This is a genomic window from Kribbella sp. VKM Ac-2571 (genome assembly GCF_004362255.1).
Classification (GTDB): Bacteria; Actinomycetota; Actinomycetes; order Propionibacteriales; family Kribbellaceae; genus Kribbella; species Kribbella pratensis.
This window is the reverse complement of the sequence record NZ_SNWS01000018.1, coordinates 69,886-82,259: the sequence shown is the minus strand read 5'-3', so window position 1 is coordinate 82,259 and position 12,374 is coordinate 69,886. Positions and strand designations below refer to the sequence as shown.

At 69.6% G+C, this 12,374-nt stretch carries 10 protein-coding genes; 2 read left to right on the top strand and 8 right to left on the bottom strand.

Annotated elements, in window-relative coordinates; genetic code table 11:
- Nucleotides 1–14: 14 nt before the first annotated feature.
- Entirely contained in the window at nt 15–1,589 is a 1,575-nt protein-coding gene (locus tag EV651_RS32415) for an adenylate/guanylate cyclase domain-containing protein (RefSeq protein WP_238157327.1), read from the bottom strand.
- A gap of 128 nt (nt 1,590–1,717) precedes the next feature.
- On the opposite strand from EV651_RS32415, the gene EV651_RS32410 reads away from it, so the two are divergent.
- Complete coding sequence (locus tag EV651_RS32410; RefSeq protein WP_133789079.1) at nt 1,718–3,484, top strand: M1 family metallopeptidase; 1,767 nt, start codon at nt 1,718–1,720, stop codon at nt 3,482–3,484.
- Nucleotides 3,485–3,491: 7 nt separating this feature from the next.
- On the opposite strand, the gene EV651_RS32405 is transcribed toward EV651_RS32410, so the two are convergent.
- Nucleotides 3,492–4,352: a GNAT family N-acetyltransferase gene (locus EV651_RS32405; RefSeq protein ID WP_133789078.1), complete on the bottom strand. Its 861-nt coding sequence runs from the start codon at nt 4,350–4,352 to the stop codon at nt 3,492–3,494.
- 99 nt (nt 4,353–4,451) lie between these two features.
- On the opposite strand from EV651_RS32405, the gene EV651_RS32400 reads away from it, so the two are divergent.
- Nucleotides 4,452–5,138: a GntR family transcriptional regulator gene (locus tag EV651_RS32400; RefSeq protein WP_133789077.1), complete on the top strand. Its 687-nt coding sequence runs from the start codon at nt 4,452–4,454 to the stop codon at nt 5,136–5,138.
- Nucleotide 5,139: 1 nt separating this feature from the next.
- On the opposite strand, the gene EV651_RS32395 is transcribed toward EV651_RS32400, so the two are convergent.
- From EV651_RS32395 to EV651_RS32370, 6 genes are read right to left on the bottom strand one after another with little or no spacing between them, the layout of a single operon-like run.
- Nucleotides 5,140–6,891, bottom strand: coding sequence for a gamma-glutamyltransferase family protein (locus tag EV651_RS32395; RefSeq protein WP_133789076.1), 1,752 nt, complete (start codon nt 6,889–6,891; stop codon nt 5,140–5,142).
- The gene (locus EV651_RS32390) at nt 6,888–7,865 is read right to left on the bottom strand and encodes an ABC transporter ATP-binding protein (RefSeq protein WP_133789075.1); all 978 of its coding nucleotides are present in this window, start codon (nt 7,863–7,865) and stop codon (nt 6,888–6,890) included. Before EV651_RS32390 ends, EV651_RS32395 begins: the two co-directional genes overlap by 4 nt.
- The gene (locus EV651_RS32385; RefSeq protein ID WP_133789074.1) at nt 7,865–8,842 is read right to left on the bottom strand and encodes an ABC transporter ATP-binding protein; all 978 of its coding nucleotides are present in this window, start codon (nt 8,840–8,842) and stop codon (nt 7,865–7,867) included. Before EV651_RS32385 ends, EV651_RS32390 begins: the two co-directional genes overlap by 1 nt.
- Complete coding sequence (locus EV651_RS32380; protein WP_133789073.1) at nt 8,839–9,726, bottom strand: ABC transporter permease; 888 nt, start codon at nt 9,724–9,726, stop codon at nt 8,839–8,841. The genes EV651_RS32385 and EV651_RS32380 overlap by 4 nt, the downstream gene beginning before the upstream one ends.
- Nucleotides 9,726–10,679, bottom strand: coding sequence for an ABC transporter permease (locus EV651_RS32375; RefSeq protein ID WP_133789072.1), 954 nt, complete (start codon nt 10,677–10,679; stop codon nt 9,726–9,728). Before EV651_RS32375 ends, EV651_RS32380 begins: the two co-directional genes overlap by 1 nt.
- Nucleotides 10,676–12,370, bottom strand: a complete 1,695-nt coding sequence (locus EV651_RS32370; RefSeq protein ID WP_238157326.1) for an ABC transporter substrate-binding protein — start codon at nt 12,368–12,370, stop codon at nt 10,676–10,678. Before EV651_RS32370 ends, EV651_RS32375 begins: the two co-directional genes overlap by 4 nt.
- Between the last annotated feature and the right edge of the window lie 4 nt (nt 12,371–12,374).

Here is a 12,374-nt window from a genome sequence, read left to right as displayed (position 1 = left end):
TGGTTGGTGGGTGCTCAAAGTTGGCGTGGTACGGCGAGGTGGGTTGGGGTTGAGCGGCCGCGGACGGTGATCTCGTCGCCGGGGTGCCAGTGCTCGGCCTCAGCGGGGGCGGACTCGGCGACCGCGGTCATCGACGCGATGAGTCGCCCGGGTGCGGTCTTGGCCAGGTCGCTCAGCCGCGCCGCCTCGTTCACCGGGTCCCCGATCACGGTGTACTCGTGCCGCCGTACGTCGCCCACCGTGCCGGCCACCACGATCCCCGCCGTGACACCGATCCCCGCGGTTGCCTCCGGCAACTCGTCGGCGAGCCGCCGGGACAGCTCCCGCCCCGCGGTCAGCGCGCTGCCCGCCGGATCCACCAGCTCGGCCGGCGCCCCGAAGACCGCCAGCACCGCGTCACCGGCGAACTTGTTCACGAACCCGCCCTGCCGGTCCACCTCCGCGACCACGATCGCGAAGAACCGGTTGAGCAGCTGCACGACCTCGGCCGGCGGCCGCTGGGCAGCGAGCTCGGTCGATCCGACCAGGTCGACGAACAGCACCGCGGCGTACCGCTCCTCGCCGCCGAGGCTGTCGCTGGTCAGCGCCTCCTGGACGACATCCGGCCCGACGTACCGCCCGAACAGGTCCCGGATCCGCTCCCGCTCGCGCAGACCGTCCGCCATCCGGTTGAACCCGGCCTGCAGCGACCCCAGCTCGGTGCCGTCGAAGACCGGGATACTCACGTCGAGACGTCCCTCGCCGATCAGGTTCAACGCGTCCCGCACCGATCGCACCGGCGCCACCACGGACCTCGCCGACAACCACGTGAGCAGGCAACCGTTGCCGAGCGCCACGATGCCCAGGGCAAGAATCACGACCGACAGCCGGGTCGAGGTGACGTCGCCCTCGATCAGCGCGAGTACGGCGGCCAGCATCAGGCCGGCCACGGGTACGCCGGAGCCGACCGCCCAGAAGAACACCGTGCGGGCCTTCAACCCGGCCGCGAGCAGCCGCCGCGGCGGCGGGGAGTCGACGAGCGCCCGTGCGGCGATGGGCCTGAGGGCGAACTCGGTCAGCAAGTACGAGACCGCGGAGGTGATGATCATCCCGTCGATGACCGTGAGGGCCACCCGGAGCGCGTTCTCGGGTTGCAGGACCACCGTCATCACCGTGAACAGCACGGCGGCACCGAACCAGAGCAGCACCTCGATCAGCGTGAGCCGCAGCGGCAGCTGCAGCGTGGCGATCTGCTCCCGCCGGGTGGCGGACCGCTCGAGGTCGATCCAGCGGGTGACCCGCTTCGTCAGGCGGCTGCTCCAGACGTAACAGACCCCCATCGCGAAGAGGAAGTACGCCGGGATGACGATCGCGTCGATGAGCTGTAGCTGGTCGACCAGCGACGGGCCGGGCAGCACGAAGACAGCGAGGACGAAGGTGACGAAGGCACCGATCAGGTTGGTGCCGATCGAGAACACGGTCAGCAGCAGGTGGAGGCGGATCCGCAGCCGTTTCGTGCTCTGGTCGGCCGGACCGAGCAGCCAGGACCCGAACGGGCGCCGTTTCAGCACCAGCTCGGGGTTCCGCTGGGACATCCGCTGGGACATCATCGTCCTAGTCTGCCGCGTCAGGACCGAACCAGGGTTTTGGCACGGTGGTGCGGCTGGCCCAGATTGGTCGTCCGATCCGCCCGCGACGTGGGTAGTGTTCCCCGGACGCCTCACCTGGGGAGCATCCCTTGACGCACGATCGCCACTCCTACGCCGAGCCGCAGGTGGTTCGGACCACCCACCTCGAGCTCGACCTCGCGCTCGACTTCGACGAGAAAGTGCTGGCCGGCAGTGCCACGCACACCCTCGCCTGGACCGGTGCGACCAGCCGGCTCGTCCTGGACACCCGCGACCTCACCGTCTTGGGCGTCGAGGGCCTGACCGCCGACGGCTGGGAGCCGCTGGAGTACAGCCTCGCGGTCCCGGACCCGGAGCTCGGCTCCGCGCTGACCATCCGGACGGCGGGCCAACCGCGGGTCAAGGTGAGTTACCGGACCGCGCCGACCGCGACCGGTCTGCAGTGGCTGGACCCGGCGATGACGGCGGGCGGCGTGATGCCGTTCATGTTCAGCCAGTCGCAGGCGATCCACGCGCGCAGCTGGGTCCCGGTGCAGGACACGCCGAGCGTGCGGTTCAGCTACGCCGCGCACGTGACGGCGCCACCCGAGCTGATGGTGCTGATGAGCGCCGACAACGGTACGACGTCGCGCCGTACCGGCTCGTACGACGTGGTGATGCCGGAGCCGATCCCGTCGTACCTGCTGGCGATCGCCGCGGGCGACCTGGTGTTCGAGCCGCTCGGCGAGCGGTCGGGCGTGTGGGCCGAGCCCGCGACCGTGCGGCGGGCGGCGACCGAGTTCTCCGACACCGAGGAGATGATGCGGGTCACCGAGGAGCTCTTCGGCCCGTACCGCTGGGGCCGCTACGACCTGCTCGTGCTGCCGCCGTCGTTCCCGTACGGCGGTATGGAGAACCCGCGGATGACGTTCGCGACCCCGACCGTGGTGATCGGCGACAAGTCCCTGGTCAGTGTGATCGCCCACGAGCTGGCGCACAGCTGGTCCGGCAACCTCGTCACACAGGACAGCTGGGACGACATCTGGCTCAACGAGGGCTTCACGTCGTACGTCGAGAACCGGATCGTCGAGGCCGTCTACGGGACCGAGTTCGCGGTGATGGAGACCGCGATCAAGCAGCACGCGACCGTGGTGAAGCTGGACCCGCTGACGCCGGCCGAGCTCGCGGTCGAGCTGCCGGGCCTGCATCACCGGTCCGAGTACCACGGCACGACGTCGACCGGCCCACTCAAGGGTTCGTGGTTCCTGTCCTGGCTGGAGGAGCGGTTCACGCGGGAGGTGTTCGATCCGTTCCTGCGCGGGTACTTCGACACGTTCGCGTTCCGCAGCATCAACACCGACAACTTCGTCGAGCACCTGCGGGAGCACCTGACGACGCCGCATCCGGGCGTGGTGACCGAGGACGAGCTGGCCGCCTGGCTGTACGAGCCGGGGATTCCGGCGTTCGCGCGGCGCGCGGTGTCGGCGCGGTTCGAGGTCGTGGACGAGGCGCGCGGACTGTGGCTGACGACGGGCGAGCTGCCGCACGGCGCGGAGCGGTGGACGACGCAGGAGTGGCTCAGGTTCCTCGACGGGGCTCCCGACGTACTGAGCCCGGTCCTGCTGCAGCAGCTCGACCGTGCGTTCGGCCTGACCGGTACGGCGAACGGTGAGATCGCGCGGCGCTGGTACCAGATCGTTGCCGCGAGCAGCTATGAGGCGGCGTACGCCGAGCTCGCCGAGTTCCTGACCACCGTCGGCCGGATGAAGCTCGTCCTCCCGGTGTACCAGGCGCTGGCCGGCACCGACCGAGCGTTCGCCGCGGAGGTCTTCGCCAAGGCCCGCCCCGGCTACCACCCGATCACGACCGCCGCGGTCCTGAAGATCCTCGGCCAGTAGCGCTCAGCTATAGGTCGAGGGTGCGGCGGTGGACCTCGTGCTGCGGGCGGTAGCCGAGGCGGTCGTTGGTGCGGCGCATCGCTGTGTTGGTGTCGACCGTGTCGGTGAGGAGGCCGTCGAGATCGGGGAACCGGCGGCGGGTCTCGTGGATCTGGGCGGCCTTCATCCACAGCGCGAGCCCGCGGCCGCGGTGCTCGGGGAGGACGGCGGTGCCGTAGTTCTGCCCGTCGCCCTTCCCATCTCCAGCGACGACGACCTCCGTGAAGCCGGCGATGCGGCCCGTGCTGTCGACCGCCGCGACGACCAAGAGACGCTCGCCGCGCTGCTCGATCAGCTGCGCGGCAGACCTCGTCCGCTCGACATCCCACACGTCCACGCCGGCGTCGATCGTGCCCGACGGCGCGTCGTTCATCCCGGCGCGCGCATCGGTGAAGGTCTGCACCAGTTCTTCCGGCGGCGCACCTTCCCAGGACACCAGCCGGTAGCCAGGAACTTCCGGTACGTCGGGAGTGCTCGTCGACAGATCGAGCCGCGCGTAGATCAGCGTCAGGCCGATCGCGAACCCGCGCCGCTGAAGGAAGCGGTCGCCGATCGAGTTGACGTCGACATCCGTGATCAGCGTCCGTACGCCGTGTTCGCGCGCGGCGCTGACGACGGCGCCGAGCAGCAGCGTGCCGGTCCCACGGCCGCGCTCGGCCGGGTGCACGTTGATCTCCAGGTCGCCGAGATGCGCGTGGGCCTTGCGGCTGTTGAGCCGCAGGAACGCGGAACCGACCGGCGTACCGTCGGCCTGTGCGGCCAGCCAGGCGATGCGCCGGCTGAACGGCTTGTGGTCGGGATCTGTCAGGGGAATCAGTCGGATGCTCAAGCCGTCAACATAACGCTGTCCCGGGATCACGTGCCGGGTGGCGATCGATCGGCTACCGTGGCGCGCAGGCCGAACGGGGAGCGGGGAGAGGAGCCAGGGGTGGAGCAGCTCGACGAGGACGCCCGCCGGGACCGGATGGTCCGCACGATCGGTGCCGATCACATCGCGCTCCGCGAGCAGGTGCTCGCGGAACTGCGTCGGCGGATCGTCGACGGTGAGTACCACGAGGGCGAGCGGCTGACCGAGACGCGGCTCGCGGACGACTTCGGGGTGTCGCGGAATCCGGTCCGGGAAGCACTGCGTGTGGTCGAGGCCGAAGGCTTTGTGCACATCCTTCCGCGCCGGGGCGCGGTGGTCGCGACGCTCGACGAGACCGCGGTGCGGGACCTGTTCGCCGTACGGCAGCAACTCGAGACCCTCGCGGCCGGCCTCGCCGCGGAGCGGGCGACCCCTGCGGGGATCGCGACGCTGCGCGGGCTGGTCGAGGACGCGAACGCGGCCGCGAAGGCTGAGGACTTCGACCGGGTCGCCGAGTTGAACAGCGCGTTCCACCGGGCCGTGATCGAGGTCAGCGGGAATCGCTGGCTGCACTCGATCTCGGCCGCGATGTACCACCACGTGCACTGGGTGTTCCGGGTCGGCGCGGCTCAGCGGGCGCCGCACTCCACGGAGGAGCACCTGCGGCTGGTCGAGGCCATCGAGGCAGGCGACGCGGCGGCCGCGAGTACGGCCGCCCGCCTGCACGTCGAGGCCGCCGCCAAGGCAGCACTGGGCTCGAAGGCCTGACTCAGCGCCCGACCGCGTAGCCTTGCATGCCGCGAGGGTTGGCCGCGGCAGCCAGGACGCCGTCGGCCTCCTTCCGTACGGCGCACAGCCGGCCGAGGCTCCACGGATCGGACTCGGTCACGACGTGTCCACGCCGTACCAGCTCGTCGCGGATGCCCTTGTCGACCCGGCTCTCGATCACGAGCCCGCCTGGTTCCGTGGTGCGCGGGTAGAACGACGACGGGAAGCCGGTCGTGTGCCAGGCGGGTGCGTCGATCGCCTCCTGCAGGTCCTGGCCCGCGCCGAGGTGCCGGAGCAGGAAGAGCAGCTGCCACTGGTCCTGCTGGTCACCGCCCGGTGATCCGCAGGCCATGATCGGTTCGCCGTCGCGGAGTACGAGCGTCGGCGTCAGCGTGGTGCGCGGCCGCTTGCCGGGCGCGAGTGACGCCGGCAGCCCTTCCTCGAGCCAGAACATCTGTGCGCGGCTGCCGAGACAGAACCCGAGCTCGGGAATCGTCGGCGACGACTGCAGCCAGCCGCCGCTGGGCGTCGCCGAGATCATGTTGCCCCAGCGGTCGACCACGTCGACGTGGCAGGTGTCGCCGCGCGTCTCACCGACCGGGGAGACGGTCGGCTCACCGGTCGTCGCATCGCCCGTCTCGTTGCCTGCAGCAAATGAAGGCAGCTTCGGTGCGCGTCCGTCCGGAGTGCCCGGGCGGAGGTCCAGCGAGGCGTCCGATCCGACCAGCTTCGCCCGCTCGGCGGCGTAGGCGGGGGAGAGGAGCGTGTCGAGCGGTACGTCGGCGCCGTCGCCGTACCAGGCCTCGCGGTCGGCGTACGACAGCTTCATGACCTCGACCGTCGTGTGAACGCCCTCGGCGGTGTCGAGGTCGACGTCGCCGAGTTCCGCGAGTACGGCGAGCGACTGCAGCAGCGCGGGGCCTTGGCCCCAGGAACCGGTCTTGGCGACGGTGTACCCGTTCCAGTCGTACGTCGCCGCGTCCTCCCAGGTCGCCTCGAACCCGGCCAGGTCGTCGCCCGTGATCAGGCCGGCGTGGTCCTCGCCGCTGGAGTCGCGATGCGGGAGCCGCGAGAACTTGTCGATCGCCTCCGCGACGAAACCTTCCCGCCAGGTCTTCCGCGCCCGCTCGATCTGTGTTTCCCGATCGGCTCCTGTGGCCGCGGCCACGAGCTTCTCGAGTGTCGTGGAGTACGCCTCGTTGCTGAACCGGCCGGTCACGGGGCGGCCGTTCTTGAGCCAGAGCGCGGCGGAGGTCGGCCAGTGCTCCTCGAAGAGTTGCTGGACGGTGCCGATGGTGTCGGCGATCCGCGGCACGAGCGGATGCCCGTTGCGGGCGTACTCGATCGCTGGCTCGAGTACGACGCTCAACGGCAATGTGCCGTGGTCGCGCAGCAGGAGCAGCCAGGCGTCGACCGCGCCCGGAACCGTGGCCGCGAGTGGACCGGAGCCCGGCACCATGGTCAGGCCGAGCGACCGATAGTGCTCGATGGTCGCACCGGCCGGCGCGACGCCCTGACCACACAGCACCCGCGGCGTCGGGTCTTCAGCGGTCGCGATGATCGCCGGCACCTCACCGCCCGGCCCGTTGAGGTGCGGCTCGACCACGTGCAGCACGAACCCGGCCGCGGCACCTGCGTCGAACGCGTTGCCGCCCAGCTCGAGGATCCGCATGGCCGACTGCGACGCCAGCCAATGCGTGGACGAAACCATCCCGAACGTGCCACGCAGCGTCGGCCGGGTGGTGAACGTCATTGGACAACTCCTTCAGTTGGTCGTACGTCGGGGCCGGTGCCGTCGTCGTCGACGAGATGACAGGCGACCTGGTGTCCACCTTCGCCGATCGTCCGTCGTTCCGGGACGACTGTCCGGCATGTGTCCACCGCGACCGGGCACCGGGTGTGGAAGCGGCAACCGGGCGGTGGATCGATTGCCGACGGAAGGTCGTCACCGAGCAGGACGGGCCGGCGGGCACGCTGCTCGACAGGATCGGGTACGGGCGCCGCGGACAGCAGCGCCTGCGTGTAGGGGTGCGCCGGGTTCCCGAAGATCCTGGCGCGCGGTCCCTGCTCCACCAGTTGACCGAGGTACATCACCGCGACCTCGTCGGCAAGGTATTCGACCGCTGACAGGTCGTGGGTGATGAACAAGCACGCGAACCCGAGATCGCGCTGGAGGTCGGCGAGCAGATTGAGTACGGCGGCCTGCACCGAGACGTCCAGCGCACTGGTCGGCTCGTCCGCGACGAGCAGCCGTGGTTCGGAGATCAGCGCGCGGGCGATGCTGACTCGTTGCCGCTGACCGCCGGACAGTTCGTGTGGTGCGCGTTGTGCGACCTCGGGCCGGAGGCCGACCCGGCGCAGTGACTCGGAGACCTTGGTGGAGATGTCCTTGCGGCGCATCAGGCGGAGCGGTTCGCCGACGATGTCGCCGACGGACAGCCGCGGATCGAGTGAGCCGGCCGGGTCCTGAAACACGATGGACACGTCGCGGCGGTGCGGCCGGAGCTGGCGGCGGCTCAGGTGCGTGATGTCAGCGCCCGCGAGCCGGACGGTGCCGCCGGTCGGTTCGAGCAGCCTGACGATGCAGCGGCCGACGGTCGACTTGCCGGAGCCGCTCTCACCGACGAGCGCGACGACCGTACCTTGCCGGATCCGGAGCGTCACGCCGTCGACCGCCCGGACCGGACCGAAGTGCATGACGAGGTCCTCAACCTCTAGGGCATCCATCAGACCTCCACTCGTTCGCGGACCGGGTTCCAGCACGCGACGCGGTGCGGACCGTCGGTGAGCTGCGGTTGGGACGACGTACAGGTGTCGACGGCTCGTGGGCAGCGGTCGGCGAACGTGCAGGCGTCAGGTTGCTCGCTGAGGACCGGTACGAGACCGGGAATCTCGTTCAGGCGTTGGGATTCCGCATGGCGTCCGGCAGCGGGGGATGCGCCGAGCAGTCCTACGGTGTAGGGGTGCTCGGCGTGTGCGAACAGGTCATGGACCTCGGCGGTTTCCACGACGCGACCGGCGTACATCACCGCGACCCGGTCGGCGAGATCGGCGACCACCCCGAGGTCGTGCGTGATCAGCACGATGCTCGTGCCGAGGCGTTCGCGCAAACCACGCAGTACGTCGAGAATGCCGGCCTGGATCGTGACGTCGAGGGCCGTGGTCGGCTCGTCGGCGATCAGCACCTTCGGGTCGCAGGCGACGGCCATCGCGATCATCACGCGTTGCCGCATGCCGCCGGACAGTTGGTGGGGATAGTCGCCCACGCGGCGCTCGGCGGACGGGATGCCGACGAGCTTGAGCAGTTCGACCGCGCGGGCGTGCGCCGCCTGGCGGCTGAGGCCGATGTGCGTCCGCAGTACCTCGATGATCTGGTGGCCGACGGTGAAGACCGGGTTCAGCGAGGTCATCGGCTCCTGGAAGATGTACGCGACCTCGCGGCCGCGGATCGAGCGGAGCGTGCGCTTGTCGGCGCCGATCAGTTCGGTGCCGTCGAGCTCGACCGAGCCGGTGACGGTCGCCGTACGGGGGAGCAGACCGGCGACGCTCATCGCGGTGACGCTCTTGCCGCAGCCGGACTCGCCGACCACCGCGAGCACCTCGCCGTCCCCGACCTCGAAGCTGACCCGGTCGACCGCCGACAACGGCCCGTCCTCGGTGCGGAACGTGACGGACAGCTCTTTCACTGCGAGTACAGGTTTCATCGGCGGCTCGCCTTCGGGTCGAGGGCGTCGCGGAGGCTGTCGCCGACGATGTTGAACGCCAGCGTGAGCAGCATGATCGCGACACCGGGCATCACCGCGGCCCACGGCGCCCGGGACGCGAACTGCTGCGCGTCGGCGAGCATCGTGCCGAGGCTCGGCGCGGGTGGCTGGATACCGAGGCCGAGGAACGACAGCACGGCCTCGCCGAGGATCGCCGCCGGGATGCCGACGGTGGCCTGGACTATGATCGCGGAGCCGGCGTTCGGGAAGATGTGCCGGCCCAGCACCCAGGCGTCACTCGCACCTTCGACGATCGCCGCGGCGACGAAGTCGAGCGACTTGATCCGCAAGGTCTCCGACCGGACGATCCGGATCATGCCGGGGATCTGCGCGATGCCGATCGCGATCGCCGCGTTGCCGAGACTCGCGCCGCGGATCGCGGCCAGACCGACCGCGAGGATCAGGAACGGGAACGCCAGCACCAGGTCGGTGAGCCGGGAGATCAGCGCGTCGACGGTCCGGAAGTAGCCGGCGATCAGCCCGAGCGGTACGCCGACCACCAGCGAGAACGCGACCGCGAGGACGCCGACGTGCAGCGACGCGCGGAGCCCGAACATGATCCGCGAGAGCACATCGCGGCCGAGGTCATCGGTGCCGAGCAGGTAGCCGGCAGTGCCCGGCGGGGCGAACGCGCGGTCGAGGTGGGTCTGAGTTGGTTCGTGCGGCGCCAGCCAGTTGGCGAACACCGCGAGGATCACCGCGATCGCTAGCACTGCTAGCCCGGTGAGCGCGAGCGGGTTGTGCAGGATCCGGCGTACCACTCGGCGGCGGTTGCTGCGGAGCGGGGCCGTCGGCACGGCCTCGGTGACTTCGGCGACTGCCATCAGGCCTCACCTCGCACGCGGATGCGCGGATCGATGACGGAGTACAGGAGATCGACGAGCAGGTTGATGACGATGTACGCCGTCGCGGTGACCAGGACGACCGCCTGGATGACGGGGTAGTCGCGCTGGAAGACGGCGTCGACAGTGAGCTTGCCGAAACCGGGGAGAGCGAAGATCCGTTCGGTGACGACCGCGCCGGAGATCAGCGCGCCCAGCTGGAGGCCGACGATCGTGACGACCACGATCAGGCTGTTGCGCAGGGCGTGCTTTCCGACGACGGACTTGGGCGAGAGACCCTTGGCCTCCGCCGTACGGATGTAGTCCGCGGACAGCGCATCGAGCATCGAGGACCTGGTCTGGCGCATGATCACAGCGGACAGGCCGGTGCCGAGGATCAGCGCCGGGAGGACGAGGTGGTGCAGGTTGGCCACCGGGTTGGTGAAGAACGGGACGAAGCCCGACGCGGGGAAGAGGCCGAGGGCAACGGACAGGTACAGGATCGCCATCAGGCCGAGCCAGAAGTGCGGCACCGAAAGTCCTAGCAGTGCTAGCGCGTTCGCGGCCCATTCCGCCGGCCGCCCACGCCGTACGGCGGCGACCACACCGGTCCCGACCCCGATCACGCTCGCGATCAGAATCGCCAGCACTGACAGCTCGATCGTCACCGGCAGCGCGCTCACGATCATCGACCGCACCGGCGTACCGGTCCGGATCGACTGCCCGAGATCACCGCGCGCCGCATGGCTCACGAACTGCCAGAACTGCACGAGCCACGACTGGTCCAGTCCGTACTGCTGCCGGATCGCCCGCAGCGACTCCGGATCCCGGTCCTCACCCGCCAGCGCCAGCGCCGGATCGCCCGGCAACGCCCGCACCCCGGCGAACACCACGATCGTCGCGAGCACGAGCGTCACCGCGGACTGCCACAACCGATTGAGCAGGTACCGCCTCACTTCGCGAAACCTGCGAACGCGGTGCGGATCACGCCGTCGGGGTAGACCTGGATACCGAGCAGCTTCTTGGAGACGCCGGTCAGGTTGCGCTGGCGGTACATGTAGATGATCGGGTCGTCCTGCTGCAGCTTGGCGACGACGTCGCCGTACAGCTTCACGCGCTCGGCCTTGTCGGTGGACTGACGGGCGTCGGTGAGGAGCTTGTCGACGTCGGGGTTGCTGTAGCCGGAGACGTTCTGGCTGCCGGTGGTGCCGACGAAGTTGAAGATGTTCGCGTCCGGGTCGACCCGTCCCGACCAGCCGAGCTGCAGCAGCTCGAAGTCACCACGGTCCTGCTGGTCCAGCAGAGCGGCGTACTCGACCGGCTTGATGACCAGGTCGAACCCGCCCTCCTTCACCATGCCCTGCAGCGCCTGCGCGAGCCGCAGACTGTCCGGGTTGTTCGACGTGATCATCTCGACCTTGTACGGCGTACTCACGCCGGCGTCGGCCAGCAACTGCTTGGCCTTCGCGGGATCGTGCGCCGGGCAGACCTGCGCCGCGTCCGACGTGAACTCGCTCTTCGGCGAGATCGGCGAACAGGCGACCGTGTTGAGCCCGTTGAAGATCGACTTCACGAGCGCTTCCCGGTCGATCGCCAGCGCCAGCGCCTGCCGTACCCTCGGGTCCTTCGCGATCGGGGTGTCGAGCTGCTTGAGTGGGTTGCCGATCCCGTTGGCGTTACCGATGTTGATCGTCAGGCCCTGGTACCCGAGCGACTGCGACTGCAGCACGCTGACGCTGTCGTCCTTCTGCAGCGTCGGCGCGTCCTGGGACGACAGCGAGTCCGCGACCTGCGCGTCCCCGGACTTCAAGTTCGCCGAGCGGATGCTCGAGTCGGTGATGATCCGGTACTCGATCGCGTCCAGGTGCACCTTGGCGGCGTCGTAGTACTGCGGGTCCTTGACGACCTTGATCGAGTTCTGCGCGACCCGGCTGGCGAACTTGAACGGGCCGACGCAGACCGGCGCGGTGGAGAAGTTCGCACCGAGCTTCGCGACCGCGGCCGGGCTGAGCACCATCCCGGCCCGGTCGGCCAGCGCGGCCGTCAGCGGGGCGAACGGCTTCGAAAGCTTGATGACAACGGTCTTCGGGTCCGGCGTCTCGATCGAGGCGACCGGGCCGAGCTCGCTCTTGCGCGCCGAGCCGGCCAGCGTGAGATCCCGGTTCAGCGAGATCTTGACCGCGTTCGAGTCGAACGTGCCGCCGTCGGCGAACTTCACACCCTCCTTCAGCGGGATCGTCAGGCTGAGCCCGTCGGAGGAGATCGTCGGCAGCGCGGTCGCGAGCTGCGGGACCAGCTTGGCGTCCGGGCCGAGGTCGTACAGCTTCTCGCACATGGTGTGGAAGACGTACCGCGAGTACAGGCTGCGTGACAGCGTCGGGTCGAGCTTGTCCGGGTCTGCGGACAGGGCGACGGTCAGCGTGCCGCCCTGCTTCACCTTCGCCGCATCGGCCGCCTCGCCGAACACGTCCTGCCCGCCGGCCGACTGACCGTTCGACGGATTGTCACCGCCGCTCGGCTCCACCGGCGAGCAGGCCGTCCCGGCCGCGGCGAACATGGCCACCGCAACGACGGCCGCGCCGATCCCAGCCGCGGTACGACGGCGGGTGCCGGAGATGAAACGGTTCAGTGCGAGTCGACGAGTCATCGCA